This is a genomic window from Kutzneria sp. CA-103260 (genome assembly GCF_018263855.1).
Taxonomy (GTDB): domain Bacteria; phylum Actinomycetota; class Actinomycetes; order Mycobacteriales; family Pseudonocardiaceae; genus Kutzneria.
Map to the genome: position 1 here is coordinate 272,528 of NZ_CP073318.1, position 26,019 is coordinate 298,546.

24 protein-coding genes are annotated in these 26,019 nt (G+C 69.9%); 13 read left to right on the forward strand and 11 right to left on the reverse strand.

Features of this window, described 5'->3' with window-relative positions:
• Nucleotides 1-2 precede the first annotated feature (2 nt).
• Both JJ691_RS01215 and JJ691_RS01220 read right to left on the reverse strand, forming a co-directional pair.
• The gene (locus tag JJ691_RS01215) at nt 3-875 is read right to left on the reverse strand and encodes an NAD-dependent protein deacetylase (RefSeq protein ID WP_211766934.1); all 873 of its coding nucleotides are present in this window, start codon (nt 873-875) and stop codon (nt 3-5) included.
• A gap of 15 nt (nt 876-890) precedes the next feature.
• Nucleotides 891-1,994, reverse strand: a complete 1,104-nt coding sequence (locus JJ691_RS01220; protein ID WP_211766935.1) for a transcription termination factor Rho, short form — start codon at nt 1,992-1,994, stop codon at nt 891-893.
• 363 nt (nt 1,995-2,357) lie between these two features.
• On the opposite strand from JJ691_RS01220, the gene JJ691_RS01225 reads away from it, so the two are divergent.
• Nucleotides 2,358-3,023: a hypothetical protein gene (locus JJ691_RS01225; protein WP_211766936.1), complete on the forward strand. Its 666-nt coding sequence runs from the start codon at nt 2,358-2,360 to the stop codon at nt 3,021-3,023.
• Here JJ691_RS01225 and JJ691_RS01230 read toward each other — a convergent pair.
• A complete protein-coding gene (locus JJ691_RS01230; protein ID WP_249227612.1) occupies nt 3,020-3,796 on the reverse strand; it encodes a response regulator transcription factor in 777 nt (258 codons plus the stop codon). The two genes, JJ691_RS01225 and JJ691_RS01230, sit on opposite strands and share 4 nt — an antisense overlap.
• Nucleotides 3,797-3,931: 135 nt before the next feature.
• Between JJ691_RS01230 and JJ691_RS01235 the strand changes: the two genes are divergently transcribed.
• Nucleotides 3,932-4,762, forward strand: a complete 831-nt coding sequence (locus JJ691_RS01235) for an alpha/beta fold hydrolase (protein WP_211766937.1) — start codon at nt 3,932-3,934, stop codon at nt 4,760-4,762.
• 11 nt (nt 4,763-4,773) lie between these two features.
• On the opposite strand, the gene JJ691_RS01240 is transcribed toward JJ691_RS01235, so the two are convergent.
• The gene (locus JJ691_RS01240) at nt 4,774-5,289 is read right to left on the reverse strand and encodes a MarR family winged helix-turn-helix transcriptional regulator (protein ID WP_211766938.1); all 516 of its coding nucleotides are present in this window, start codon (nt 5,287-5,289) and stop codon (nt 4,774-4,776) included.
• A 55-nt stretch (nt 5,290-5,344) separates the two neighbouring features.
• On the opposite strand from JJ691_RS01240, the gene JJ691_RS01245 reads away from it, so the two are divergent.
• The gene (locus JJ691_RS01245) at nt 5,345-6,058 is read left to right on the forward strand and encodes an SDR family NAD(P)-dependent oxidoreductase (RefSeq protein WP_211766939.1); all 714 of its coding nucleotides are present in this window, start codon (nt 5,345-5,347) and stop codon (nt 6,056-6,058) included.
• A gap of 15 nt (nt 6,059-6,073) precedes the next feature.
• Here the strand turns inward: JJ691_RS01245 and JJ691_RS01250 are convergent, their stop codons facing one another.
• Nucleotides 6,074-7,861, reverse strand: coding sequence for a galactose-binding domain-containing protein (locus JJ691_RS01250; protein WP_211766940.1), 1,788 nt, complete (start codon nt 7,859-7,861; stop codon nt 6,074-6,076).
• 242 nt (nt 7,862-8,103) lie between these two features.
• Here JJ691_RS01250 and JJ691_RS53255 point away from each other — a divergent pair, with 242 nt between their 5' ends.
• From JJ691_RS53255 to ligD, 3 genes are all read left to right on the forward strand, one after another.
• A complete protein-coding gene (locus tag JJ691_RS53255; RefSeq protein WP_211766941.1) occupies nt 8,104-9,459 on the forward strand; it encodes a beta-1,3-glucanase family protein in 1,356 nt (451 codons plus the stop codon).
• Between the two features lie 158 nt (nt 9,460-9,617).
• Nucleotides 9,618-11,147, forward strand: coding sequence for an eCIS core domain-containing protein (locus tag JJ691_RS01260; protein ID WP_211766942.1), 1,530 nt, complete (start codon nt 9,618-9,620; stop codon nt 11,145-11,147).
• Nucleotides 11,148-11,281: 134 nt separating this feature from the next.
• A complete protein-coding gene (ligD, locus tag JJ691_RS01265; RefSeq protein ID WP_211771213.1) occupies nt 11,282-12,190 on the forward strand; it encodes a non-homologous end-joining DNA ligase in 909 nt (302 codons plus the stop codon).
• On the opposite strand, the gene JJ691_RS01270 is transcribed toward ligD, so the two are convergent.
• Nucleotides 12,187-12,693 (reverse strand): CGNR zinc finger domain-containing protein, encoded by a 507-nt coding sequence (locus JJ691_RS01270; RefSeq protein WP_211766943.1) that lies wholly within the window; start codon nt 12,691-12,693, stop codon nt 12,187-12,189. The genes ligD and JJ691_RS01270 overlap by 4 nt on opposite strands.
• An 88-nt stretch (nt 12,694-12,781) precedes the next feature.
• On the opposite strand from JJ691_RS01270, the gene JJ691_RS01275 reads away from it, so the two are divergent.
• On the forward strand, nt 12,782-13,645 hold the full coding sequence (locus JJ691_RS01275; protein ID WP_211766944.1) for an alpha/beta fold hydrolase: 864 nt from the start codon (nt 12,782-12,784) through the stop codon (nt 13,643-13,645).
• 91 nt (nt 13,646-13,736) lie between these two features.
• Here the strand turns inward: JJ691_RS01275 and JJ691_RS01280 are convergent, their stop codons facing one another.
• On the reverse strand, nt 13,737-14,462 hold the full coding sequence (locus JJ691_RS01280; protein WP_211766945.1) for an SDR family NAD(P)-dependent oxidoreductase: 726 nt from the start codon (nt 14,460-14,462) through the stop codon (nt 13,737-13,739).
• Between the two features lie 87 nt (nt 14,463-14,549).
• On the opposite strand from JJ691_RS01280, the gene JJ691_RS01285 reads away from it, so the two are divergent.
• Nucleotides 14,550-15,395: a helix-turn-helix transcriptional regulator gene (locus JJ691_RS01285; RefSeq protein ID WP_211766946.1), complete on the forward strand. Its 846-nt coding sequence runs from the start codon at nt 14,550-14,552 to the stop codon at nt 15,393-15,395.
• Nucleotides 15,396-15,451: 56 nt separating this feature from the next.
• Here the strand turns inward: JJ691_RS01285 and JJ691_RS01290 are convergent, their stop codons facing one another.
• Entirely contained in the window at nt 15,452-16,270 is an 819-nt protein-coding gene (locus tag JJ691_RS01290; protein ID WP_211766947.1) for a class I SAM-dependent methyltransferase, read from the reverse strand.
• Complete coding sequence (locus JJ691_RS01295; protein ID WP_211766948.1) at nt 16,267-16,917, reverse strand: TetR/AcrR family transcriptional regulator; 651 nt, start codon at nt 16,915-16,917, stop codon at nt 16,267-16,269. Before JJ691_RS01295 ends, JJ691_RS01290 begins: the two co-directional genes overlap by 4 nt.
• A 60-nt stretch (nt 16,918-16,977) precedes the next feature.
• On the opposite strand from JJ691_RS01295, the gene JJ691_RS01300 reads away from it, so the two are divergent.
• The 5 genes from JJ691_RS01300 to JJ691_RS01320 all read left to right on the forward strand — a co-directional run bounded on the left by JJ691_RS01300 (nt 16,978) and on the right by JJ691_RS01320 (nt 23,747).
• Nucleotides 16,978-18,264 carry an aminotransferase class III-fold pyridoxal phosphate-dependent enzyme gene (locus JJ691_RS01300; RefSeq protein WP_211766949.1) on the forward strand — a complete coding sequence of 429 codons (1,287 nt, stop codon included), beginning with the start codon at nt 16,978-16,980 and terminating at the stop codon, nt 18,262-18,264.
• A 73-nt stretch (nt 18,265-18,337) separates the two neighbouring features.
• The gene (boxC, locus tag JJ691_RS01305; RefSeq protein WP_211771214.1) at nt 18,338-19,936 is read left to right on the forward strand and encodes a 2,3-epoxybenzoyl-CoA dihydrolase; all 1,599 of its coding nucleotides are present in this window, start codon (nt 18,338-18,340) and stop codon (nt 19,934-19,936) included.
• Nucleotides 19,937-19,939: 3 nt separating this feature from the next.
• On the forward strand, nt 19,940-21,361 hold the full coding sequence (gene boxB, locus JJ691_RS01310) for a benzoyl-CoA 2,3-epoxidase subunit BoxB (protein WP_211766950.1): 1,422 nt from the start codon (nt 19,940-19,942) through the stop codon (nt 21,359-21,361).
• Between the two features lie 9 nt (nt 21,362-21,370).
• Complete coding sequence (locus JJ691_RS01315) at nt 21,371-22,915, forward strand: benzoate-CoA ligase family protein (RefSeq protein WP_211766951.1); 1,545 nt, start codon at nt 21,371-21,373, stop codon at nt 22,913-22,915.
• The gene (locus JJ691_RS01320) at nt 22,905-23,747 is read left to right on the forward strand and encodes an amidohydrolase family protein (protein WP_211766952.1); all 843 of its coding nucleotides are present in this window, start codon (nt 22,905-22,907) and stop codon (nt 23,745-23,747) included. Before JJ691_RS01315 ends, JJ691_RS01320 begins: the two co-directional genes overlap by 11 nt.
• Before the next feature lie 120 nt (nt 23,748-23,867).
• Here JJ691_RS01320 and JJ691_RS01325 read toward each other — a convergent pair whose 3' ends face one another.
• Together JJ691_RS01325 and JJ691_RS01330 are read right to left on the reverse strand one after the other, a co-directional pair.
• Nucleotides 23,868-24,737, reverse strand: coding sequence for a PaaX family transcriptional regulator (locus JJ691_RS01325; RefSeq protein WP_211766953.1), 870 nt, complete (start codon nt 24,735-24,737; stop codon nt 23,868-23,870).
• Between the two features lie 195 nt (nt 24,738-24,932).
• Complete coding sequence (locus JJ691_RS01330; RefSeq protein WP_211766954.1) at nt 24,933-25,991, reverse strand: DNA alkylation repair protein; 1,059 nt, start codon at nt 25,989-25,991, stop codon at nt 24,933-24,935.
• Between the last annotated feature and the right edge of the window lie 28 nt (nt 25,992-26,019).

The window sequence follows — 26,019 nt, forward strand, 5'->3', positions numbered from 1 at the left end:
GTTCAGACCGTGTCGACGAGTTCGGTCAGCGCCTCGCCCAGCGGGCGGTCGACCCGCACGGTGGCCTCCTTGTCGCCACGGGTCCGCCCCCGGTTGATGATCAGCACCGGCTTGCCGGCCTTGGCGGCGTGCCGCACGAAGCGCAGGCCGGACATGACCGTGAGCGAGGAACCGAGCACCAGCAACGCATCGGAGTCGTCGACGAGCTGGTAGCACTGCTCGACCCGGGGCCGCGGCACGTTCTCGCCGAAGAACACGACGTCGGGCTTGAGCACGCCGTCCTCGCAGTCCACGCAGGCGACCAGGGCGAAGGTGGCGACGACATGGTCGTCCAACTCGACGTCGCCGTCGGGGTTGATCCGGGTCGCGACGCCACCGAAGGCGGGATTGGCGGCGTGCAGGCGTCGGTCGAGGTCGTCCCGGGCGCTGGTGCGGCGGCAGCCGAGGCAGATGACCCGGTCCAGGCTGCCGTGCAGCTCGATCACGTTCCGGGCGCCGCCGGCCTGGTGCAGACCGTCGACGTTCTGGGTGATGATGCCGGTCAGCAGGCCCCGTCGCTGCAGCTCGGCGACGGCCCGGTGCCCGTCGTTGGGGGCGGCCCGGGCGATGGTGCGCCAGCCGACGTGGCTGCGGGCCCAGTAGCGCTGCCGCCCGTCCTCGCTGGCCACGAAGTCGTCGAAGGTCATCGGGGTGTGCCGGCGCAGGCTGCCGCCGTCGCCGCGGTAGTCGGGAATGCCCGACTCGGTGGAGATGCCGGCCCCGCTGAGCACGGCGACCCGCCCGCGCCCCACGACGTCGACGACCTCGTCTAGGCTGGTGGTCCGGGGCAGCTCCGCGTCGGGGTCGTGCCACGTCAGGGTCGGTCGAGTCCGCACCTGCAGAGCTTACGTTCAGCGCGCCGGCGGTGTGGTCTGCGTGATCTGGACCAGGAAGTCGGCGTTGGTGCTGGTCTTGCGCAGCCCGTCGAGCAGCACGTCCACGTCCCGACCGTCCAGCGCGCGGCGCATCCGGCGGGTGGCGGCGAGCTCGGCCGGCGTCATCAGCAGCTCCTCGTGGCGCGTGCCGGAGCCGGTGACGTCCACGGCGGGGAACACCCGCTTGGCGGCGACCTTGCGGTCCAGCCGCAGCTCGGCGTTGCCGGTGGCCTTGAACTCCTCGAAGATCAGGTTGTCGCCGACCGAGCCGGTGTCCACCAGCGCCGTCGCGATGATCGTCAGGGAGCCGCCGCCCTCGATGTTGCGGGCCGCGCCGAGGAACTTCTTCGGCGGCACCAGCGCGGCCGAGTCGACGCCGCCGGACAGGATGCGGCCCGACTGCGGGGCCGCCAGGTTGTAGGCGCGGCCCAGCCGGGTCAGCGAGTCCAGCAGCACGACCACGTCCCGGCCCATCTCGACCAGGCGCTTGGCCCGCTCGATGGCCAGCTCGGCGATGGCGGTGTGCTCCTTCGGCGGCTGGTCGAACGTCGCCGCGATGACCTCGCCCGGCACCGCGCGGGACAGGTCGGTGACCTCCTCGGGCCGTTCGCCGACCAGCACCAGCATCAGGTGGCACTCCGGGTGGTTCTTGCTGATGCCGTGCGCGATCGCTTGCAGCACCGAGGTTTTTCCGGCCTTGGGTGGGGCGACGATCAGCGCCCGCTGGCCCTTGCCGACCGGCGTCACCAGGTCGGCGACCCGGGTCGTGAGCAGGTGCGGCTCGGTCTCCAGGCGCAGTCTTTCGTTGGGGTACAACGGGGTCAAATCCGCGAACTGCGGCCGGCGATAGCCCGCCCGCTGCCCGTTCACGGTGTCGATGTGGACGAGTTTGCTTGCGGCGGAGGCCTTTCCGGTCACGGTGTCGCCGCGGCGCAGGTCGTGTTCGCGGACCTGGGCCGTGGTCACCTGCACGTCGTCGGGGCCGGGCAGGTAGCCCTCGATCCGGAGGAAGGCTCGGTTTCCGATGATGTCGAGGATGCCGCCGACATCCTCGAGCGCGGTGTTGTCGTTGGTGTTCATGGTGTTGTGTTCCTTGCTTCGATGGATGCGGCGGACACGCCGCGGAAGGAGAGACCGATCAGACGGAGATCGACCGGGAGGAGGCCCGTGGTAGGCCTCGGGAAGCCCGGACTAGATCTCGGTGCGCCCGTTGTGGATCTCAGGGCGACTGTCGTGGATCTCGGTGGATAGTTCCTCAGGTGGGGGAGTGGCTCCGCACCCACGAGAGGTAGACGCTTCGGATGGTAGGGCACAGCACGGTGCGAGCGCAAGCACCGGTGTTTGCGGGCCCTCAGCTCACCTCAGGCTGCCAGCTTGGCCTGGTTGGATTGATTCGGGGACTGCTCTGCCCGGGAGCATGATCGCCGAGCTATCGTTCTCGACATGGAGCGGGGCGAGATCGTGGCGGTGTGGGCGCAGAAAATCGCGTCCGTCTGGGGGCCGTTGCCCGACACGACTCTCGACGCGATGCCGACACCGCACGGCTGGTGCGGTCACGTCCAGGGCACGACGCCTCAGTTGGCCTCCGCCGCCGCCGGTCAGATCGCCGCGGCCTACGGCCTGCCCAACCGCTCCGTACTCGTCCAACAAACGGACGGGGGCGGTGTATTCCTGTGGGCCTATCAGACCGCCTCGGCCGCCGACTACCACCGGCAGTGGCCGCAGCCGGTGATCGACGGCAGCGAGTTCACCGACGTCGTGCGCACCGGTGAGGGCAGCAGCCTGCTCGACTACGTGCGCCTGACCGAGATGGCCCGCAAGCACCAGGCCGAGTGGCGGGATCTGCGCAGCGGCCGGCCGGTCGACATCCAGCGGTTCACCCGCCGCCTGACGCTCCTGCGCGCGGGGGTCTTCGACATGCTCACCCGTTCCCGCCCGATCCAGGTGCGGGAACTGTTGGTCCGCGTGGGCGTGCCGGCCGAGTCGCTGCCCGACGACGTGCTGCGGGCCATCGACTACCCGACCGCCACCATGCTCACGGTCCCGCGCGCCCGCGGCGTCGCGTACACGAAGGACAGTGAGGGCACCGACCGGATCGCCGCGCCCTAAGCCCTGGACCCGCCGGGCAGCAGACCGAGCCCCTGCGCCCGCAACACGGCCGTCAGTCGGTCGGACGCGGCCAGTTTTCGGTACAGGTTCTCGGTGTGTTTGTGCACGGTCCGGCCGGAGATGCCCAGCCGTCGGCCGATGGCCTCGGCGGTGAGGCCATCGGCGAGCAGGGTGAGCACGGCGATCTCCCGGCGCGTCAGGTTGGTCTCGGTGACGGCGTCGATGGGCCGAGCGCCCCAGTCGGCGAGCTGACGCAGGAAGCGGTCGACGCTCACCAGCAGAGGCTGCAGCCGCCGGACGTAGGCGCGCTCGCGGTCGTCGAAGTCGGGGCCGTCGCGGTGCACGACGAAGGTGCGGAACTGGCCGGATTCGATACAGGGCAAGGGAATCGCGATGTGGCGCACGACGCCGACGGTCTCGTGCAGCGTCGCGTACGCCTCAGTCCGCCGCCACGCCGCCATGTCCACGACGTCGGTCACGGCGAGCGGGCTTTGGTCACCGGTCCGGGCGTAGTGTCGGGCCAGTGGATGCCCGCCGTCAAGTCCCTTGCGTAGCAAGGTGTTCAACGGGAGCGAGCCGATCCACTCGGGCGCCCACGCGTCGATGGTGCCGGCCGCGCCGTTGACATTGGACAGCAACACCATGGTGCCGCGCAACGAATGCGCCAGTTCGCCGGCCACGAGCGGCCACGGCGATGTCGGCGCCGGCGTGTCCATCACGGCGGTGGCGAGATCCAGCATGCGCTCGTAGTCGCGTGCAGACAGGCCGCGCATCGGATTCCCCTCAGAATTCGGACTCCGCCATGTATAGCGCACCCGGCGAGCCACGCGTCGGGGCCTCGCCGGCCCGGAACTGCCCCAAAGTGCGGTTTCCGATGATCGTCGGCCGGGTGGTGCCATGCTGGCGTGGTGAATCCCACCTACGTCCTTGTGCACGGTTCCGCGGGCACCTCCCGGCACTGGTCGGCGGTGCAGCGGGAATTGGCCTTCCGCGGCCACCGGTCCCTCGCGGTCGATCTGCCCGGCCGGGGTGCCGGATTCTCCCTCGCGTACCACCTCCAGGACCTGGAGGCGTTCGCGGCGCAGCCGTCGCCGTCGGCCGCCGTCACCGCGGCGGACACCATCGGGCACGTCGTCGACACCGTCAAACGAGTGCGGGCACACGGGCCGGTGATCCTCGTCGGGCACAGCCTCGGCGGGCTGTCGATCTCCGGCGCCGGCAACGAGATTCCCGACCTGATCGACCGGCTCGTCTACATCGGGGCGCAGTGCCCGGTCCGGCCGGCGGCAGAGTACCTGCCCGAGTACCTGAAGGGCGGGTTCCTGTCGGCCATCGCCCCGCTCCGGGTCGGCGACCCGATCCGGCAGGGCTTTGTGCGGATGAACTGGCGGGGTGCCACGGCCGAGCAGATCGCCGCGATGACCGCCGGCCTCGCCGGCGACGCCACCGAGGCGGGCATGGTCCTCACCCTCGCCACCACCCAGCCCGACGAGACGCTCGGCCAGTGGGACCCCGGCTACGGAACCGTCGACAAGAACACCTGGGGCCGCATTCCGCGGACATACGTCAAGACCTTGAAAGACAACGCGTGTCCGGTGGCATTGCAGGACATGTACATCGCCGAGGGAAACGCGCTCACGCCGGACAACCCGTGGGACGTGCGCCCGATCGACAGCAGTCACACGGGTTTTCTGGCCGATCCGACCGACGTCGTCGACATTCTCGCCGGCCTGAGCTGACGCGCTGGACGTCAGGCCAGGCCGGCGTCGATCTTGGCCAGGCAGCTGGCGAGCGCGGAACGTTCGGCCTGGCTGAGGGACGCGACCAGTCGCGACTCGTGCTCCAGCAGTTGGCGGACGGTCGCCTCGATGAGCCGGTGGCCGGCGTCGGTGAGCCGCACGGCGACGGCCCGGCGTGAGGCGGTGGACGGGGAACGCTCCACCAGCCCGGACTCTTCGGCGCGGGTGATGCGCTGGGAGATGGCGCCGGCGGTGACCAGGGTCCGTCGGGTGATCTCCCGGGTGGTCAGCTCGTACGGCGGTCCGGCGCGTCGGATGACGCTGAGCAGGTCCAGGGTCGAGGGATCGATGCCGAGCGCGGTGAGGGTGCGCCGCCGGTCGTCGGCGAGCGCCTTGGCGGTGCGCCACAACGGTGTGATCACGGCGATGGAGTCGGTGTGGGCGCCCGGCAGCTCCCGGGCCCACGAGTCGACGATGTCCGAGACCGGCCAGGACGACAGCGGATCGTCGAGCGGATAGTTGGACATCGGTGCCGCCTCCTGGCTACGTTTAGAGCTAAACATAGCAGTCAGGGGGCACGCGATGACACGCAAGGTGCTGGTCACGGGCGGCAGCAGCGGCATCGGCAAGGCGGTGGCGGCCCGGTTCCGCACGGCCGGCGACACGGTGGTGATCACCGGCCGCGACGAGGCGCGGCTGGCCGCGACCGCCAAGGAGATCGACGCCGAGCCGATCGCCTGCGACGCGGTGGATGCGCGTCAGGTCCGGGATCTGGCCGACACGGTCGGGGACCTGGACGTGTTGGTGAACATGGCCGGCGGCAACACCGACTTCGACCGGTCCACTGGGGCCGACCTGGAGGATGTGGCCGCGTCCTGGCGGGCCAATCTGGACGCCAACCTGCTCAGCGCCGTGCTCACCACGACGGCGGTGCTCGACCGGCTCCGCCCGGGCGGCACGGTGGTCAACGTCGGCTCGATCGGGGCGGAGTACGCCGGCGCCTACGGCGCAGCGAAGGCGGCGTTGCAGGCGTGGACGGCCGGCCTGTCGGCCGAGATCGGCCCCCGTGGCCTGACCGCCAACGTGATCTCGCCCGGCTACGTCGAGGCCACCGACTTCTTCCGGGGCCGCCTCACCGAGCAACGCCGCGAGGCCCTGATCGGCCGCACCCACACCGGCCGTGCCGGTAACCCGGACGACGTCGCGGCGCTGGTGGAGTTCCTGGCCTCGCCGGGGGCCCGGCACCTCACCGGGCAGACGGTCCACGTCAACGGGGGTGCGCACACCACCCGCTGACGTGAACCGTTCAGTTCAGCTGCCGTAGACCTGGAACTCCCAGAGGGAGTACCCGTACTGGGTGGCCCGGGCGGTGCCGTACATGCGGACGTAGCGGCCGGAGCCGGAGACGGTCAGGGACTGGGTGCCGGCGGCGCCGGCGGTGACCGGGGTCAGGTTGGTCCAGGTGGTGCCGTCGGTGGAGGACTGGAGCTGGAACGCGGACGCGTAGGCGGCTTCCCAGTTCAGGTCGACGCGGCTGAGGGTGTGCGTGGCGCCGAGGTCGACCTGGAGCCACTGGGGGTCGCTGAACGCGGACGACCAGCGGGTGCCGGTGTTGCCGTCAACGGCGTTGGCGGCGGTGAAGCCGGCGTTCTCGGTCGACGACGAGGTGGCGGTCTTTCCCTGTGACAGCAGGGTTGCGGTGCCGCCGCCGGAGGTCGGCGTGCCGTAGAGGGCCAGTTCGTAGAGGGAATCGCCCCATTGGGAGGCCCGGCCGGTGGCGTAGATCCGCACGTAGCGAGCGGTCGCCGACAGGGCCACGGACTGGATGTCCTGTGGGGAGTTGTTGTTGGTGTAGACGGTCGACCACGAGTTGCCGTCGGTGGAGGTCTGTATCTGGTACGCCGACGCGGCGGCGGCCTCCCAGGTCAGCACGGCGTGGTTGAGGCTGTAGTTCTGGCCCAGATCCACCTGGAGCCACTGGGGATCGCTGAACGCCGAGGACCAGCGGGTGGTGATGTCGCCGTCGGTGGCGTTGGAAGCCGGGAACTGCGCGCTCTCCGCCGACGACGCGGTGGTGGGCTTGCCCTGGGCGATGTTGGTGCCGTAGTTGGGCGACTTGTTGTACACGGCCACGTAGTCGACGTTCAGCGAGCCGCCGGAGGCGGTGGCGGCGTTGGGGCCGCCGCCGAACGCGGCCGGGAAGGCGCCGCCGATGGCCAGGTCGAAGATGACGAAGAAGCTGTGGTCGACGGCGTTGGCCCAGGTGGTGGCGTCGACCTGGCTGGAGTTGAGGGTGAAGTACTGGGTGCCGTCGAGGTACCAGCGGATCTGCTCGGGCGACACCGAGCGGTCGATCTCCACCGCGTAGGTGTGGTACCCGGTCTGGCAGCCGCCGCAGGCCCGTTCGCCGCTGCCGATGCCGGTGCCCTCGTTGCACGGGCCGCCGGGGCTGACCCCGCAGTGCAGGGTGCCGAACACCGAGCTGCGGCCGTTGATGTCCTCGAGGATGTCGACCTCGCCGGAACCCGGCCACGGCACGCCGATGCGCAGTGGCGCGCCGAGCATCCAGAACGCCGGCCAGTAGCCGGCGCCGTTGGCGGTGGACAGGTTGGGCTGCTGGATGGACGCCTGGATCCGGACCACGCCGCCGGGCTGCGCGCCGAACCCGTCGGCCTGCGTCTCGACGCGGCCGGAGGTCCAGCCGGAGTTGGGATCGCTGCCCGAGTGCAGGGCCTTGAGCACCAGGTGGCCGTTGCCGTCCTGGTAGACGTTGTCGGTGCTGGTGGTGGTCGTCTCGATCTCGCCGGTGCCGAAGCTGGAGCCGGGACCGGCGTCGTAGCGCCAGGTTCCGGTGTCCAGGCCGGTGTTGGCGGCGCCGGTGAAGTCGTCGCTCCAGGTGGTGGTGAAGCCCGCGGGCGGCGCGGGCACGGCGGAGGGCTGGACGGCGGCAGCCTTCGCGACGGTGGAAGTTTCAGATAGCGGCGCGGCCGTCGCGGTCACGCCGATCGTGCTGGTGATGGTCAGGGTCAACACGAACAGACCGGTGGCGAGCCGTCCGGGTGAGCGGACCAGGCGCGCGCACTTGTCCCTGATCGACATGGGCACTCCTAGCGGGCGAGGCAGGGGCGACCGCGTCTGGCGGGAGGCGTCACCGAGGCAGGGGAGAGAGCGCTCTCAGGGAGCATCTCCCTCGATTCCGAAGACGTCAAGGGGTGTGCCGCCAGTCGCGTCAACATCCTTGACATCTGGCCGTAATCGTATGAGCCTGCCACGTGAGAGCGCTCTCTTTCGCCGCCATGCGAACCCTGCCCTTGCCCCCTGCCGGCTCTGGAGAGGGACCCATGTCCATCACCGCACCGCGGCGGCGCTGGCTTCGTGCCCCGCTGCTGCTCGTCGCCGTCGCCATGACGGCCACCTTCCTCGGCGCGCTTCCCGCGCACGCCGCCGGAACCCTGATATCGCAAGGCAAGGCCGCCACCTCGTCGTCCACTGAGAACGCCGGCTTCGGCGCGTCCAACGCCGTCGACGGCAACACCGGAACCCGCTGGTCCTCGGCGTTCAGCGACCCGCAGTGGGTCGAGGTCGACCTCGGCGCCACCGCCACCCTCAACCAGGTGGTGCTGAACTGGGAAGCCGCCTACGGCAAGGCTTTCCAGATCCAGGGCTCCACCGACAACGCCACCTGGACCACTCTGTACTCGACCACCACCGGCACTGGCGGTGTGCAGACGCTCACCGTGACCGGCAGTGGACGCTACGTGCGGATGTACGGCACGCAGCGCGGCACCCCGTACGGCTACTCCCTGTGGGAATTCCAGGTATTTGGAACGATCAGCGGCGGCGGTGGCACCCCGACCGGCCCCGGCGCCCCGCCGCCGGACTCGTTCTGGGGCGACACCAGCACCATCCCGCCCGCGCAGAACGTGCTGATGGTCAAGGTGCTCAACCGCACCAACGGCAAGTACCCGGACAGCCAGGTGTACTGGAGCTTCAACGGCCAGACGCACTCCATCGCCGAGCAGCCGTATGTGGACATGCCGGCCAATTCCGCCGGCCGCATGTACTTCTACCTGGGCACGCCCAACAGCCAGTACTACGACTTCATCGAGTTCACGGTCGGGGCGGCGGTGTTCAACGGCAACACCACCCGGGTCGACGCGTTCGGGCTGAAGCTGGCCATGCGTTTGCACGCCCACGACGGCTATGACGTGCAGGTCGGCGAGGACTACCAGACCTTCCAGGAGGATCGCACCGCGACCTTCCAGAAGTTCACCAACGAGGTGCCGACCGAGTTCAAGCAGCTGGCCCAGGTGCAGGCGCCGTACCGGATCCCCGCGCCGGGCAGCGTCGCCGCGTTCCAGCCGGGCGGCCAGTACGCCAACTACTTCACCAGCTACGCCCAGTCCGTCGGCGTCAACGAGACCACGCAGTACATCTTCGGCTGCGCCAACACGATGGCGTCCAACCCGACCATGTGCGCCGCCCTGAACCGGCACACCGCGCAGCTGCCGTCCTCGCAGCAGCAGGACCCGACGCAGTTCTACAAGGCCGCGCCGGCCAACTACTACGCCAAGTTCTGGCACGACCACGACATCAACAACCTCGCGTACGGCTTCCCGTACGACGATGTCGCCGGCCAGTCGTCCTTCATCTCCCACGGCAACCCGCAGTGGCTGGAGGTCGCGGTCGGCTGGTGAGTTCGCCCTTCCGGGGCGGCTTCGGCCGCCCCGGAAGCTCGCGCCGCTACTGGATGGGCCGCTGTTGACAGCGACCCTGGTCGAGCGCAAGCCTGAGTGACGGTCCGGCGACGATGGCGCGGTAGACCTCGATACAGGCGTCGAGCCTGGAGGTGGGAATGACCGGCTTCACCGCTGAACGAAGGCCGGCTGCGGCTGAACCACCGCACCTGGTCGACACTGCGCCGCAGGCGGTCGGAGATGCGGTGCGCCGCGCCGGGGAGCCGTTGGCTGAGTCGGTCAGAGCGGATCTGGAGCCCCGGTTCGGTCGGGACTTCAGCCGGGTCCGCGTGCACACGGACCGTTCCGCTGACGCGGCTGCCCGATCGGTGGGCGCGGCCGCTTATACCGTGGGCAACCACATCGCGTTTCGCAGTGGCCGCTACCTACCGCAATCGTCCGCCGGGCGACGACTGCTGGCTCATGAACTGGCCCACGTCACCCAGCAGCACAGCCCGACCGTGCCGGCGGAGCTGACGATCAAGCCCACCGGGCATCCCGACGAACGCGCTGCCGACGCGGCCGCCAGCGCGGTGCTCGCCGGGCACCCGGCCCGGCTGCGCGCGTCCGCCGCGCCGGTGATGGTGGATCGCGCGCCCGAGTTCAGTGAGCCGCAAGGTGTACAGCCCAGCTTGACCTGGGGCCCGGAGTACATGGGTAGCGAGAAGCGGGCGTATCCGCGCGTCCTGGCGCCGCTCGCGCCCTCCAGCGACACCAAGGGAACCCGGATCGGGGTGGCCTCCGCCGTGAACCCGAGCTTGTTGCGCCGGCCGGACCTGTCGGCGACGTTCGTCCGGCCGCTGAACGCCGGTGAGCACCTGTTGGTCGGTCCGGTCAGCAACGGATTTCGGCCGGTGGTCGCGGCGGTCGGCGGAGCCCTCGTGGGCTACGTCGGCGCTGACGACGTCTCCTTCCCCGCTCGTTCCAACCATGTGACCGCGGCGCAGCTCGACGAGATCGATCCACTGTGGCGGCGGACGGCCAAAGGAACGGTTGCCCGCGGGGGAAAGTCCGCCGAGGAGGTCACGGCCGCGGAGACCGGCGTCCAACAGAACGTCATCGACTATCTCGACCGGTTGAACGAGGCCCTGGAACTCCTGCGGATCGACACCATCGAGGCCACCGCGAACTACCTGGCGAACGCACTGGTCGAGACCGGCGAGTTCCGTGCGTTCACCGAAAGCCAGGACCCGAGCGACTACTACCAGAACGACCCGACTCAGGTGCGCACGCCAGGCTACGTGCGCACGTATTTCGATACACGGGCCTATCCGGTCGGCAATCCGAACCGGGCCACCATCAACCCGGACGGGAACTGGTCGTTTCGTGGACGCGGGCCGCTTCAGGTCACGCACATCGGCAACTACATCCAGTCGATCGCGATACTGGAACGGCAGGCGGGCGAGTACCGCGGCCTGGGGGACATCGCTGCGGCCGACCGGTGTCAGGAGGCGGCCAACGCGATCAAGCGCGATCCACGTGAAGCGGCACGACCCGAGTACGGGTTTCTGTTGTCAGCCGCGTACATGCGGCTGCGTCACGGGGACCAGCAAGGCGCCAGCCTCACGTACATGGGCGCGCAGCCGAGAGGGGCGGAGAAGGCGGCGTTCATCCGGAAGGCAGTCGAGGTGCTGAGTCGGCCGAACTGAGTCGGGAGGCGCGGTTGTGGTTGGCGGGCGAGCTCACGTTCTGGGGCGACCCCGGAAGCTCGCGCCGCTACTCCGTCCGGGCTACCGTGAACGGCGTGGCGCGACGGTCGGCGGTGCCGGACCCGGTGGAGCCGATGCTGGCCGGCTCCGACGGCGGCACGCTGCCGGACGGCGAGGCCTGGTCGTACGAGTTCAAATGGGACGGATACCGGGCGGTCATGCGGGTCGCCGAGGACGGCACAACTCGGCTGAACAGCCGCAACCTCAACGATTTAACCGCCAGGTATGTGGAAGTGACCGAGCCCGGGCTCACCGTCTCGGCGGTCCTCGACGGTGAGATCGTGGCGCTGGACCGCCGGGGAGTGCCGGACTTCAACCTGTTGCAGAACCGGGCGGTCAAGGTGCAGTACTTCGCCTTCGACCTGCTCCGGCTGGGCAACAACGATCTGACCGGGGAGCCGTATCGGGTACGGCGTGCGCTGCTGGCCGAGTTGGCGCCCGGCAACCCCAGGATCTCGGTCACGCCGTACTACGACCACGCCGACGTCGACCCGGAACAGCTGCTCCAGATCGCCGCGAACGCCGGTCTGGAGGGGCTGATCGCCAAGGTCACCGACTCCCGTTACCATCCGGGCCGCCGCAGCCCGGAGTGGCTGAAGCACCCGTTCTGGCACACCCAGGAGGTGGTCATCGGTGGCTGGCGGCCCGGGCAGGGCCGGCGCGACGGCACCATCGGGGCGCTGCTGCTCGGCGCCTATGACGACACCGGCCTGCGCTACATCGGCGACGTCGGCACGGGTTTCACCGACCAGGCGCTGAAGGACCTGCTGGCTGAGCTGGAACCGTTGGGGCAGAAGCAATCCCCGTTCACCAACCCGGTGCCGCGGGACCGGGCCCGCAACGTGCGGTGGCTCCGGCCGGAGCGGGTCGGCGAGGTGGAGTACCGGAAGTTCACTGTGGACCGTGTGCTGCGGCATTCCACATGGCGGGGGCTGCGGCCGGACCGCCGGCCCGACGAGGTGCGCTGCCCCGAGCTGCCTTAGGCCTGGGCGTGGCGTTCGCGGTGGCGGGCCTGGCGGGCCCGGTTCGCGCAGGTCCTGGTGTCGCAGAACTTGCGCCGCTCGTCGCCGTGGGCGAAGAACAGCACACAGTCGTGGTTGGCGCAGCCACGGAGGCTGGCGGCGGCGACGACCTCGACGGCCGAGCGGGCGATGACCGGCAGGGGCCCGCCGCCCCACTCCACCACCGGACCGTCCGAAGTGGACGTCAGGGTGGCCAGGCAGCGGAACGCGGCGGCGTTGACGGCGGTGACGGCGTCCGGGTCGGCGGAGCGGGTCTCGGCGGTGGCCTGGAAGACCTCACGGATGGCACCCCGCAGGGCCCGCAACTCGTCACCGTCGACGGCGCCGAGTTGCGGGTGCAAGGAGAGCCAGGCGGTCAGGCCGGCGTCGTCGGCGATCAGGTCGACATCCCGACCACGCAGCCGGGCGATGGTGTTCGCCAGGTCGACCGCCAGGGGCTCGCCGAGCAGTGGAAACGTCGTCACGAAATGAGGGTAACGCATCGGGCGTTACGTGTGCTACGGTCGTTGAAGTAACGCATAGGGCGTTACTTCGATCCGAAGGGTGCGTGTCATGGCGATCCGGTACCGCAGGGAGACCGTGGAAGGGTTGTCGGTGTTCTACCGGGAGGCCGGCGACCCGGCCCGGCCCACGCTGCTGCTCCTGCACGGCTACCCGACCTCGTCGGTGATGTTCCGCGACCTGATCCCGCTGCTGGCCGACGACTTCCACGTGATCGCCCCGGACCTGCCCGGCTTCGGCCAGACAGACATGCCGTCGGTGCACGAGTTCGACTACACCTTCGAGCACCTGGCCGAGGTCGTCGACAAGTTCGTCGGGCAGTTGGGACTCGGCACGTTCGGGATCTACGTGCAGGACTACGGCTCGCCGGTCGGCTTCCGGCTCGCCCTCCGACGCCCCGACCAGGTGCGGGCGATCGTCACCCAGAACGGCAACGCCTACGAGGAGGGCCTGGTCCCCGAGTTCTGGGCCCCGCTGCGGGAGTTCTGGGCCGACTGGAACCCGACCACCGAGGCCCCCGTCGCCGCCGCGCTCTCCGAAGAGGCGACCCGCTGGCAGTACCTGCACGGTGAGACCGACCCCGAACTCGTCAGCCCGGACGCCATGACCCTGGACATCACGCTGCTGGCGCGCCCCGGCGCCCGCGAGGTGCAGCTCCAGCTGTTCCACGACTACCGCACCAACCCGCCGAGCTACCCGGCCTGGCAGGCCTTCCTGCGCGACCGCCACCCCGGCGTGCTGGCCGTGTGGGGCGGCAACGACCAGATCTTCGGCCCGGACGGGGCCCGCGCCTTCGCCCGGGACGTGCCCGACGCCGAGATCCACCTGCTCGACGCCGGCCACTTCGCCCTGGAGACCCAGGCCGCCACCGTCGCCGCCCTGATCCGCGACTTCCTCCCCAAGCACGTCAAGTGATCCCGGCGAGTCCCGCCCACAGTCACACCGAACTGCGTGAATCCGTTTCATACAGTTCGGTGTGACGCTGAGCGGGACTCGCGGGGGTTGCTCAGGCGCTGAGGCCGCCGTCGGCGCGGAGGGTGGCGCCGGTGACGTAGCTGGCGCCGGGGCCGGCCAGGTAGGCGATCACGTCGGCGATCTCCTCAGGCCGGCCGAAGCGGCGCAGCGGCAGCCGGGACAGCAGGGCTTCGCCGGCGGCTTCCCGGTCCAGCATCTCGGTGTCGATGGGCCCCAGCTGCACGCTGTTCACGGTGATGCCCCGCGGTCCGAACTCGTGGGCCCAGGCCCGCCCGTACGCTTCCAAGGCGGCCTTGGTGGCGGAGTAGTCACCGATCGGACCGCCGAAGGAGCTGGCGGCGGCGGTCGAGCTGACCAACACGATCCGGCCGTTGTCGGGCAGGTGCGCGGCGGCGGCCCGGGTGGCGGCGACCACGCCGAACAGGTTGGCGCGGAACTGGTCGGCCATGGCGGCCTCGTCTCGTGCGGGGTCGGCCAGCCGGCCCTGCACGAACACGGCGGCGTTGTGTACCAGCACGTCCAGTTGCCCCAGCTCGGTCACGACGTCCCCGACCAGCCGGGCCATCGCCTCGGTGTCGCCGGCGTCGGCCCGGAACGGGACGGCCCCGGTCACGTCGGCCAGCGCCTTGGCCCGCTGCTCGGCGTTCAGGTAGCTGAACGTGACTCGGTAGCCGTCCTCGGTAAGGCGTCGAACCGTCGCGGCGCCGACCCCGCGTGAGCCCCCGGTCACCAGCGCCACCTTCTGCATCTCACTCATGTTTTCCACCGTGGCCGGGTTTTTCGGCCGCTGCCTGCCCCTGCGAGGGGGTGGCAGCGGTGGCCGCCGATCCAGAGAATGGAAGACGTGAGTGATCAGCTGGGGGAGTTCCTGCGCGCTCGCCGTTCGGCGCTGACTCCCGCCGGGGTCGGCGTGCCGACGTACGGGGAGACGCGGCGGGTGCCGGGCCTGCGGCGCGAGGAAGTGGCGCAGCTGGCCGGCATCAGCGTCAAGTACTACACCCGGCTGGAGCAGGGCGAGGGCGGGCACGTCTCGGAGTCGGTGCTGGAGTCGCTGGGCAACGCGCTCCAGCTCAACGCCCACGAGCGGGCTCACCTGCTGCGCCTGGCCCGCCCGGAGCACACCCGCCTGGTGCGGCGGCCGACCGGCGTCGAGGAGGTCCGGCCCACGCTGCTCGCCCTGGTGGACAGCGCGGCCGACCAGGCGGCGGTCATCATTGGCCGGTACTTCGACCTGATCGGGGGCAACCGCCTCGGCTACGCCCTGTTCGGTGTCGACCCCGGCGCCCGGGTCAACATGCTCAAGCAGACGTTCCTGGACCCGTCGGCCCGGGATCTGCTGGTGGACTGGGAGTCCAACGCGATCGAGTCGGCGGCCTATCTCCGGCTGGCCACCGGCGATCTGCCCGGCGACCCGATCATGGCCGAGCTGATCGGCGAGCTGACCATCCAGAGCCCCGAGTTCGCCCGCATCTGGGCCACCCAGCCGGTCAACGAGTGCGGCCACGGCGTGCGGCGCTTCAACCACCCGATGGTCGGGCCGCTGACCCTGAACGAGGAGTCCCTGCGGCTGCCGAGCGATCCCGGCCAGCGCATCCTGTTCTTCGGCGCCGACCCGGGATCGGACTCCGCCGACCGCCTCCGCCTCCTCGACTCCCTCATAAACACGCGAGTCCCGCTCTCGGACAACTGAAACACCGGTTCCGGAAATCGACATTCGGTTGCCTGAGAGCGGGACTCGCGAGGGGATCAGAAGGTGTAGCGGAAGTAGAGGCCCAGGTCGCGGATGGCTGGGAACGGGCGGATGAGCCGGGTGAAGATCCGGGTGCTCAGCTGGAGATTGGCCGCGCTCGGGGCGAGCAGGGCGCTGACCGCGTCCACGCAGTGCAGGCGGGGGTCGATGCGGTCGATGTAGGCCCGGCTGTTGACCGCCCAGTTCAGCATCGCGGTGCCGAAGGCCCGCTTGAGCATGATGTTGACCAGCCGCACGCCGAGGCGGTTGTGGGTGTCGAAGGCGAACGTGCCGTGGCCGAAGCGGTCGACGATGCGGCGGAACAGGGTCTGGCCGTCGGCGGGGGAGAGGTACATGGTCAGGCCCTCGGCGACCAGGAACATGGGCCGGTCCACCGGGATCCGGTCGAACCAGCCGGGATCGGTCACCGAGGACGCGATCATCGTGTAGCCGGCCCGTTCCGGGAAGATTTTGCGCCGAACCTCGATGACGTCGGGGAAGTCGACGTCGAACCAGGCCACCGACGGCCCGGGGTCGATGCGCCAGACCCGCGTGTCCAGGCCGCAGGCCAAATGCACCACGGTGGCCGACTCGTGGGCGGCGAGGAACTCCCGGGTCCAGTCGTCGAAGTGCTTGGACCGGGCGGCGGCGTTCGGCGCGACCCGCTCGTTCATGGCCTTCATGTGGCTGAAGTCGTAGTCGATGCGGGACAACGCCCGCACGGCCATCTGATCGTCCAGAATGGACGGTGTCATGCGGGCGTCGAGCGCCTTGCCGTACAGCGTGACCAGCGAGGTCTCCATCGCCCGGTCCAGCTTGACCTTCACCTGTGTCATGGCAACTCCGCACGTAGATCCGAGAGCCAGTCCTGGTAGAGCCCGGTGATCTCCGCGGCGGCCGCCGCGGGGTCGGGCGTCTCGGTCGGTTCGAACGCCCGGCGCACGGTCAGCGCCAGGGCGTCGGCCTGGGCCTCGACGTCGAACTCCGGCGTCAGCGGCCCCAGCACGAACGAGCCGGTGACCGCGGCCGACAGGCGGTACGCCAGCAGCGGATCGGGCTCGTCGAGCAGCAGGCCGTGCTTGTGCAGCACGGCGAGAAAGCGGTCAGTGGTGTCCCTTTTGCCGCCGGCGAACAGCATGCCGCTGCGGCTCTGGGTGGCCAGCTCGCCGAGTAGCGCCAGATCGGTGGTGGCCCAGGCGCGGGCCAGCGGCCGAGCCATGACCGCCAGGAACGCCCATCGCAGCGAGCGGTGCAGCAGCACCTCGGCCGGATCGGTCCGCATGGCGGCCAGCTGGTCGGAGACCAGACGGGCCGCGTCGCGGGTCAGCACCGCGCCGAACAGCTCCAGTTTGCTGGGCCAATAGAGGTAAACCGTGCCCTTGCCGACGCCGGCCCGCCGGGCCACCTCGTCCACGGTTATCCGCCGATACCCGTAGCTGACCAGCAGTTCCTCGGCCGCGTCGAGGATGCGAGCCGCTTTCACGCGCTGCCTCCTGACTCACTGACCGGATTCGTCTTCTGGTCAGTGTAGCAGGATCGGGGCATGACCGAGAGTGACGTGACGACGGGCCTGCGTGATCACCTGCTGTTGCACTACGGCCAGCACTCCAAGCTCCGTGACGGCCAATACCCGCTGGTCCTCACGCGCGGCGAGGGCGTGCACGTCATCGACGCGGACGGCCGCCGCTACCTGGACGCGCTGTCCTGCCTGTTCTGCGCCCAGCTCGGCTACTCCTACGGCGCGGAGTTCGCCGCGGCGGCCACGGCCCAGCTGACCACGCTTCCGTTCAACACCAACTGGAACACCGCCCACCCGCCGGCGATCGAGCTGGCTGAGCGGCTGGCCGACCTCGCGCCGCAGGGCGTCAACCGGGTGTTCTTCACCTCCGGTGGCTCCGAGTCGGTCGAGTCGGCGTGGAAGATCGCCCGCCAGTACCACGTGGCCAACGGGCAGCCGGAGCGCGTGAAGGCAGTTGCCCGCCGGACCGCCTACCACGGCCAGACCCTGGGCGCCCTGGCCCTGACCGGCATTCCCACGCTCAAGGAGCCGTTCGGCCGGCCGGCGATCGACGTGGTCCGGGTGCCCAACACCGGCGAGGGCGACGTCGAGTTCCTGTTGCGGGAGACCGAAGAGGCGATCGTCGCCGCCGGACCGGAGACGGTCGGCATGCTGATCGCCGAGCCGGTGCAGAACGCCGGCGGCTGCTTCGTGCCGCCGGCCGGCTACTGGACCGGGCTGCGACAGCTGGCCGACCGCTACGGCTTCCTGCTCGTCGCCGACGAGGTGATCACCGGGTTCGGCCGGATCGGCGAGTACTTCGCCGTGCCTGAGGTGGTCCCCGACATGATCACCGTCGCCAAGGGGCTGACCTCGGCCTATGCCCCGATGGGCGCGGTCCTGGTCAGCGACCGCGTCGCCGAGCCGTACTACCGCCCCGGTCAGACGCTCTCGCACGGCCTGACCTTCGGCGGCCACCCGCTGGCCGCCGCGATCGCCCTGCGCAACCTGGACATCTTCGAGCGGGACAAGATCCTCGACGGCGTCCGCGAGCTGACCCCGCACCTGCGCGAGCGCATGCAGGAGCTGCGGGACCTACCCGGCGTGGTGGACGTTCGCGGCGACGGCTTCTTCTACGCCGCCGAACTGGCGACCGACGACCTCAACCCGGTCAAGGCTGGTCTGCTGCGGGCCGGTCTGATCGCCCGGGTCGACGACCGGGGCAAGCCGGTGGTGCAGATCGCCCCGCCGCTGGTCTGCGAGCGCGAGCACCTGGACGAGATCGTCGACAAGGTCGGCGCCGTTCTGAGTGAATCTCTACAGAAACGTTGACGTATCGCCGTCTAGTTGTAGAAAATGGAGGCCTCAACGGGGAGGCTGTCCAGAGGGAGGCGACACCGTGGCTGTGTCCTTCGACGCGCACCCGGACAGCTATCGGCACTGGTCGATGCGGGTCGAGGGGGAGCTGGCCTGGCTGGTGCTCGACGTGGACGAGACCGCCGGCATCGTGCCCGGCTACGAGCTCAAGCTGAACTCCTACGACCTCGGCGTGGACATTGAGCTCTACGACGCCACCCAGCGGCTGCGCTTCGAGCACCCCGGCGTGCGCACGGTCATCGTCACCTCGGGCAAGGACCGGGTGTTCTGCGCCGGGGCCAACATCCGCATGCTGGCCGCCTCCAGCCACGAGTGGAAGGTGAACTTCTGCAAGTTCACCAACGAGACCCGCAACGGCATGGAGGACGCCACCGAGCACTCCGGCCAGACGTATCTGGCCGCGGTCAACGGGTCCTGCGCCGGCGGCGGCTACGAGCTGGCGCTGGCCTGTGAGCACATCGTGCTGGTGGACGACAACTCCTCGGCGGTGTCGCTGCCCGAGGTGCCGCTGCTGGGCGTGCTGCCTGGCACCGGCGGCCTGACCCGGCTGGTGGACAAGCGCCGGGTGCGCAAGGACCGGGCCGACGTGTTCGCCACTCGCAGCGACGGCATGCGCGGCAAGGCGGCTGTCCAATGGGGATTGGTCGACGAAGTCGTGCCGCCGCGCCGGTTCGACGAGGTGATCCGCGAGCGAGCGCTGGAGGTCGCGGAGCAGTCGACCCGGCCGCGAGACGCGCAGGGGGTCGAGCTCACGCCGCTGCGACGCGAGGTTGACGAGACCGGAATCCGTTACCAGTACGTGGAAGCGGCCTACGACCGCGACCTGAGCCTGGTCACGATCACCGTGCGTGCGGCGGACAGCGACGACTGGCCGCTGACCATGACCCGCGAGCTCGACGACCTCATCCTGCGGTTGCGCACCAACGAGACCGAGCTCGGCACCTGGGTGGTCAGGACCATCGGCGACCCGGATGTCGTGCTGGCGCGGGAAAAGCGGCTGTTGCAGGACGATTCGTGGCTGGGCAACGAGATCCGGCACTACTACAAGCGGGTCCTCAAGCGGCTCGACGTCACCAGCCGCAGCCTGATCGCCCTGATCGAACCTGGTTCCTGTTTCGCCGGCATGCTGCTGGAACTGGCCTTCGCCTGCGACCGACAGTACATTTTGGACGGACCGCCGGTCGACGACGAGGACAGTGACGAGCGGGCGTCGATCCGGCTGAGCCCGGCCAACTTCGGCCCGTTCCCGATGGGCAACGGCCTGACCCGCCTGGAGTCCCGGTTCTACGGCGAGGACGTGACCCGACTGTCCGAAATGGACAAGCCGATCGACGCTGTCGAGGCGGCCGACCTCGGCCTGGTCACCGAGGCGTTCGACGACATCGACTGGCCCGACGAGATCCGGATCGTGTTGGAGGGGCGGGCCTCGCTCAGCCCCGACGCGCTCACCGGCATGGAGGCCAACCACCGGTTCGTCGGCCCGGAAACCCTGGAAACCAAGATATTCGCCCGGCTCACCGCCTGGCAGAACTGGATCTTCAACCGGCCCAGCGCCTCGGGACCCGAAGGAGCCCTGCGGCGCTACGGAACCGGCCAGAAGGCGGTCTTCGACCGGAAGCGAGTGTGACAGATGGCCAGCCCCATCAACTACGACGAGAAGATCCCCAACAACGTCGACCTGTCCTCGGACCGGCGGCTGCAGCGCGCCCTGGAGGGCTGGCAGCCGAAGTTCATGAACTGGTGGTCGGAGATGGGACCGACGCTGGAGACGCACGACGTCTACCTGCGCACGGCGGTCAGCGTCGGGCGGGCCGGCTGGGCCCACTTCGACCACGTCAAGCTGGACGAGTACCGGTGGGGCATCTTCCTGGCCGAACGCGAGCAGCAGCGCAGCATCGGCTTCGGCGAGCACCGCGGCGAGCCGGTGTGGCAGCAGGTGCCCGGCGAGTATCGGGCCGACCTGCAGCGGCTGATCGTCATCCAGGGCGACACCGAGCCGGCGTCCGTGGAGCAGCAGCGACTGCTCGGGCTGACCGCGCCCAGCCTCTACGACCTGCGCAACCTGTTCCAGGTCAACGTGGAGGAGGGGCGGCACCTGTGGGCGATGGTGTACCTGCTGCACGCCTACTTCGGCCGTGAGGGCCGGGAACAGGCCGAGGACCTGCTGCTGCGCAACTCCGGCAGCCCCGACTCGCCGCGCATCCTCGGCGCGTTCAACGAGGAGACCGCCGACTGGCTGGCCTTCTACATGTTCACCTACTTCACCGACCGGGACGGCAAGTACCAGCTCGGCACGCTCAAGGAGAGCGCCTTCGACCCGCTGTCGCGGACCTGCGAGTTCATGCTCAAGGAGGAGGCGCACCACATGTTCGTCGGCACCACCGGCGTCGACCGCGTGGTGGCCCGCAGCGCCGAGCTGATCCGCGAGCACGACACGTTTGACATCGCCCCGCACGGCGGCATCCCGCTGGAGATCATCCAGAAGTACATCAACTTCCACTACACCGTGTCGCTGGACCTGTTCGGCAGCGAGACGTCCACCAACGCGGCCAACTACTACACCGCCGGGCTGAAGGGCCGCTGGCAGGAGGGCCGCCGCAAGGACGACCACAAGCTGACCGACACCGGCGCGCTGCTGGAGACGCCGCGGCCGGACGGCACCTGGGGCGGCGACGAGTTGTCCACCATCCTGATGCTCAACCTGGACCTGCGCGACGAGTACATCGCCGACTGCGAGCACGGCGTCACCCGGTGGAACCGGATCCTGGCCGAGGCCGGCATCGACCGGAAGCTGCGGCTGCCGCACCCCGGCTTCAACCGGAGCGTGGGCGTGAACGCGGCCTTTCACATCTCTCCCGACGGGGCGATCCTGGACGAGGCGACCTGGGCCCGGTCCCGCGACAAGTGGCTGCCGACCAGCCAGGACCTGGCCTTCGTGCAGTCGCTGATGCATCCGGTCTACGAACGGGGCAAGATCGCTTCCTGGGTCGCGCCGCCGACCAACGGCATCAACGGCAAGCCGTTCGAGTACGAGTACGTCCATCTGGCCTGAGGAGCACCGATGCCGGACCGGTTCAACGCCGCGGAGTACCTGGTCGACCGGCACGCCGAGTGCGGGCACACCGCGGCGGTCACCAGCCGGCGCACGCTCTCCTACGCCGAGCTGGCCGAGCAGGCGCACCGGGTCGCGGCCGGGCTGCGCGAGCTCGGGGTCCGCCCGGAGGAGCGGGTCGTGCTCAGCATGGCCGACGACGTGGAGATGCTCAGCGCGGTGCTGGGCGCGATGTACCTGGGCGCGGTGCCGGTGCCGGTGTCGACCATGCTGACCCCGGTCGAGCTGGCCGCCCTGCTGGCCGACTCGCGCAGCCGGGTGCTGCTGGCCTCGGTGGAGTTCGCGGCGGCCTGCCAGGCTGCGGTGGAGCTGGCGCCGGAGATCGACACTGTCGTACTGGACGGTGCAGTTCAGTTCGAGCCCCGCGCGGGCGTGGCCGTGCACCAGTGGCACGACCTGGTGGACGCCGGGACGCTGGAGACGCCCTATCCGACCTGGGCCGACTCGCCGGCGCTGTGGCTGTACACCTCCGGCACCACCGGGCAGCCCAAGGCGGCGATGCACCGGCACGAGAGCGTCAGAGCCATCGGCACGTACTACGGAAACGGGGTGCTCGGCCTGGGTCCTGAGGACCGTTGCCTGTCGGTGTCGAAGCTGTTCTTCGCCTACGGTCTGGGCAACTCGTGCTTCATGCCGCTGGCCGCCGGCGCGGTGGCCCTGCTGGAACGGTCGAGGTCCACACCGGAGCTGATCGCCACCCGGGCCGCCGCCGACCGGGCGACGGTTCTGTTCGGTGTGCCCACGTTCTACGCCGCGGCACTGGCCAGCTCCATTCCGGACGACGCGTTCTCCACCGTGCGGCAAGGGGTTTCGGCCGGCGAGGCGCTGCCGGCGGTGCTGTTCGAGAAATTCCGGGACCGGTTCGGGGTGGAGATCCTGGACGGCATCGGCTCCACCGAGGCGCTGCACATCTTCCTGTCCAACCGGCCCGGCTCGGCGGTGGCGGGCACCAGCGGTGTGCCGGTGCCCGGCTACGAGGTGGAGATCCGCGACGAGGCCGGGAAGCCGGCCGACACCGGGGACCTGTACATCGGCGGGCCGTCGATCGCGACGGGATACTGGTGCCGCAACGACATCACGCGCGAGGTGTTCCAGGGCCGGTGGCTGCGCACCGGCGACACCTACCGCCGCGACGCCGACGGCACGTACACGTATCTGGGGCGCAGCAACGACATGCTCAAGGCCGGCGGCGTGTGGGTGTCGCCGTTCGAGGTGGAGAGCCGGCTGCTGGAGCACCCGGACGTGGAGGAGGTCGCCGTGGTGTCGGCGACCGATCCGTCCGGGCTGCAGAAGCCGGTCGCGTGCGTGGTTCCGGCGTTGGGGCACAAGGTGGACGAGGACGCCCTGATCAGTTGGTGCCGGGACGGGCTCGCCTCGTACAAGCGGCCGCGGGCGGTGGTCGAGGTGGGGGAGATGCCCAAGACCGCTACCGGCAAGATTCGCCGGAACGTGTTGCGGGACATGGTCAAAGGTGTGCTGACCGATGATCGTTGACGCGCACGTGCACGTGCCGCGACTGTCCACTCTGAAGCCGGCGTGGCTGGAGTGGGCCGACCAGTTCAGCGGCGACCACCCGTGGCGCTCGGTGTACTCCGCCGGCGGCGACCCGATTCCCGCGAGGCTGGACGCTTTGTTGGCCGAGCAGGGCGTGGATCGGGCGCTGCTGTTCTGCGAGTACAGCCCGCGGGCCACCGGCATTCAGCCGATCGAGGACCTGCTGCCGATCGTGTCGCACAACCCGGTGCGGTTTCGGTTGGTGGCCAACGTCAACCCGCACCTGCACCACCCGCTGGCGTCCGAAGTGGAGCGTCAGCTGGACCTCGGCGCGGTGGCGGTGAAGCTGCATCCCGTGCACGGCTGCTTCTCGCCCGGCGACCGCGAGGTCTACGCCGTGTACCGGGTGTGCGAGGAGCGCGGGGTACCGGTGATCTTTCACTCGGGAGTGTCCAGCTTCCCCGGATCCCGCTCCAGCTATGGGGATCCAGCGCTGCTGGTCGATGTGGTCGAGGACTTCCCGGCCGTGCAGTTCGTGTTCGCCCACGGCGGCCGGGGCTGGTGGTACGACACCGCCGCGTTCCTGGCCCTGGCCAAGCCCAACGTGTGGCTGGACCTGGCCGGCCTGCCGCCGCGCAAGCTGCCCGAGTACTACGCCCGCTTCGACCTGCGCCGCCTGGCCGCCCGCTGGATCTTCGGCACCGACTGGCCCGGCGTCCCCGGCGCCGCCCGCAACGTGGCGGCGCTGCGGCAACTAGGCCTGGGGGACGAGTTGTTGGCAGCAGTCCTCAGCGGAAACGCCGCCAAAATCTTCCCCGGCCTAGACGTTTGAGGGTCTCCAAGACCGACAAACCCTGCCCCGAAGGGTCGCCAACGGCCTCAAACAACAGGGTTTGGGGCCATTGGCGACTGCCTGGACCGGGGTTTGTAGGTCTTGGAGACACGCATACTGTTAGGACTGTTGGGCCAGGAGTTCTCGCCAGCCGCGCTGGGCCAGGTCCTTCCAGGCCGCGTGGTTGTCGTTGAACAGCTGGGTGGCCCGCGAGCCGCTCCACTTGGCCGGCAACAGCTCGCCGGGCAGTTGCGGGTCCAGGAACGGGAAGCGCCGCCACTCGTGCACCAGCCGGGTCTGGGCCAGCAGGGCGGACTCGGGGCTCCTGGTGTCCAGGCCGCTGAACTGGTCGATGAAGCTCTCGTACCGGTCGGCGACCTCCTGGAGGTCCCAGGCCGCCGCGACCATGCGCTGCACGTCGCCGAGGGCGCCGTAGGTGGCGATGAACGACATCACCTCGCTGGTCAGGGCCAGGTCCTCCAGAATGGACTTGGCCTCGACCTCGGCGCCCACGTGCGGGGAGACCCACACGCCGGGCTCGGGGGAGCCGAAACCGGCCCAGCTCAACCGGGTCCGCAGCCGGTGCCGCAGTTCGCGCTTGGTCTCGGGCACGGACACCATGACCACCAGCCAGCGGCCGTCCCACGGGTGGTTGCCGCTGCCGAAGCCGTAGATCCGCTCGGCCCCCTCGACCAGCAGCCGCCGCCCGGGCGGGGTGAGCGCCCAGCGGACCCGGCGGCCGACCCGCTCCGAGGACAGCCAGCCCTCGGCGGCGACCCGGGCCAGGGCCTGGCGGGCCGACTTCTCCTCGATGTCGAACCGGCCGAGCACGTCCACAATCGTCTGGGTCCAGACGGGTTCCCCGTGCGGCAGCACGTACTCGCCCAACACCGTGGTCAGCAGGGACCGCGCGCTCGCGTCGCTGACCTCCCTGCGCCGGGTGACCTTGGGTCGGGCGCCACGGCCCGACCCGGTTGCACCAGAACCCATCTGAAACCGTCCTCAGTGACCGCCGTGAATGCTCTACTGTGCCACGTGCCGGCCGTCGGCCGCGAACCTCGGGTCACCTGACCGTCGTAGTCCGAAAGTCGATGAATGGCCGGGCGGGTCGCGGGCACTGCTCCCACCGGGTGATGTCCTACCGGCGATTATCTACACGGCGATCGCGCGGCACCAGTAGCTCGTCTAGCTCTGGGCACGCAACTCGAACGAGGTTCGCCCGAACGTGCGGCCGTTCACCTGAAGCTCCACGGCGTGCTCGCCCGGATGGTAGACGCGGGTGCTGATCGGCCGGAACGAGTGCCGGCGGCTGATGGTCACGGACTCGCCGGCGGCCAGCGTGCGCACGGTCAGCTTGAACACCTTGGGGCTGAGCGAGCCGTTGGCCTTGCGGTGGTGCACCACGTAGTCCACGGCCAGCCGCACCTCGGACCCGCCGTCGTTGCGCAGCGTGAACTCGAACGGCAGCTCGTCGCCGACCCGCACCGCCGCCGCGCCCAGCGCCGGCCCGACCACGGTGAGCGCGGCCGGCGGCGGAAAGCCCAGCAGCGCCAGGGCTCCGGGGTCGGCCGCCTTGACCAGAGTCCGTAGTGCGTGGCGGACAAGCGGCAGCGTCTCCGTTGTCAGCCAACGGGTGGCGACGTCCACGGCCAGCGCCGGATCGGCCCGGCTGATGTCGTTGAGGTGGTTGGCCACCGACCGTCGCACGTACGGGGACGGGTCGCGGTGCAGGGCGTCCAGGATCGGCACTGTCGACTGTGGATCGTCGAGGATCGCCGGCACCCGCCGGGCCCAGGGCAGCCGCGGCCGGGTGCCCTCGCTGGCCAGCCGGCGCACGTGCTCGTCGGGGCTTTCGGTCCAGCGCAGGGCGGTGGCCAGCGTTCGGTCGAGGTCGGCGTCGAGGAAGGTCCGCAGCGCGAACTCGCCGGTGAGCCGGGACGTCAGGTCGGCCACCAGGGCCAGGCCCTGGTCGAACCCGTTCGGCACGGCCCGCACCGCCACGGCCTCGGTGACCGGCCAGATCATCCAGCCGGTGAACGCGGGGTCCTTCATCGCCTTGCGGATGGCCCGCTCGAACTGCCCGTAGGCGGTGGGCAGGTCGGCCAGCAGGGCGTCGCGGACCAGCCGGCCCCGCTCGCTGAAGCTCGCCCCGGTCAGCTTGACCGCCCGGACCGTTGGCGCGTCAAGGATCCGGGCCAGCGAGCGGACCGCGGCGGTGCTCAGCATCTCCTCGGCGGTGGGCATCAGCGACTCCCGCTACACGTCAGCATGT

Excerpts from the sequence above, each read along its gene's own strand:
- JJ691_RS01240 (WP_211766938.1), bottom strand. The coding sequence starts at position 5,289 with ATGTCCAACTATCCGCTCGACGATCCGCTGTCGTCCTGGCCGGTCTCG.
- boxB (WP_211766950.1), top strand. The coding sequence starts at position 19,940 with ATGGCCAGCCCCATCAACTACGACGAGAAGATCCCCAACAACGTCGAC.
- JJ691_RS01275 (WP_211766944.1), top strand. The coding sequence starts at position 12,782 with ATGGCGATCCGGTACCGCAGGGAGACCGTGGAAGGGTTGTCGGTGTTC.
- JJ691_RS01260 (WP_211766942.1), top strand. The coding sequence starts at position 9,618 with ATGACCGGCTTCACCGCTGAACGAAGGCCGGCTGCGGCTGAACCACCG.
- JJ691_RS01245 (WP_211766939.1), top strand. The coding sequence starts at position 5,345 with ATGACACGCAAGGTGCTGGTCACGGGCGGCAGCAGCGGCATCGGCAAG.
- JJ691_RS01325 (WP_211766953.1), bottom strand. The coding sequence starts at position 24,737 with ATGGGTTCTGGTGCAACCGGGTCGGGCCGTGGCGCCCGACCCAAGGTC.
- JJ691_RS01225 (WP_211766936.1), top strand. The coding sequence starts at position 2,358 with ATGGAGCGGGGCGAGATCGTGGCGGTGTGGGCGCAGAAAATCGCGTCC.
- JJ691_RS01220 (WP_211766935.1), bottom strand. The coding sequence starts at position 1,994 with ATGAACACCAACGACAACACCGCGCTCGAGGATGTCGGCGGCATCCTC.
- JJ691_RS01250 (WP_211766940.1), bottom strand. The coding sequence starts at position 7,861 with ATGTCGATCAGGGACAAGTGCGCGCGCCTGGTCCGCTCACCCGGACGG.
- JJ691_RS01300 (WP_211766949.1), top strand. The coding sequence starts at position 16,978 with ATGACCGAGAGTGACGTGACGACGGGCCTGCGTGATCACCTGCTGTTG.
- JJ691_RS01315 (WP_211766951.1), top strand. The coding sequence starts at position 21,371 with ATGCCGGACCGGTTCAACGCCGCGGAGTACCTGGTCGACCGGCACGCC.
- JJ691_RS01280 (WP_211766945.1), bottom strand. The coding sequence starts at position 14,462 with ATGAGTGAGATGCAGAAGGTGGCGCTGGTGACCGGGGGCTCACGCGGG.
- ligD (WP_211771213.1), top strand. The coding sequence starts at position 11,282 with ATGCTGGCCGGCTCCGACGGCGGCACGCTGCCGGACGGCGAGGCCTGG.
- JJ691_RS53255 (WP_211766941.1), top strand. The coding sequence starts at position 8,104 with ATGTCCATCACCGCACCGCGGCGGCGCTGGCTTCGTGCCCCGCTGCTG.
- JJ691_RS01320 (WP_211766952.1), top strand. The coding sequence starts at position 22,905 with ATGATCGTTGACGCGCACGTGCACGTGCCGCGACTGTCCACTCTGAAG.
- JJ691_RS01230 (WP_249227612.1), bottom strand. The coding sequence starts at position 3,796 with ATGCGCGGCCTGTCTGCACGCGACTACGAGCGCATGCTGGATCTCGCC.
- JJ691_RS01290 (WP_211766947.1), bottom strand. The coding sequence starts at position 16,270 with ATGACACAGGTGAAGGTCAAGCTGGACCGGGCGATGGAGACCTCGCTG.
- JJ691_RS01330 (WP_211766954.1), bottom strand. The coding sequence starts at position 25,991 with ATGCCCACCGCCGAGGAGATGCTGAGCACCGCCGCGGTCCGCTCGCTG.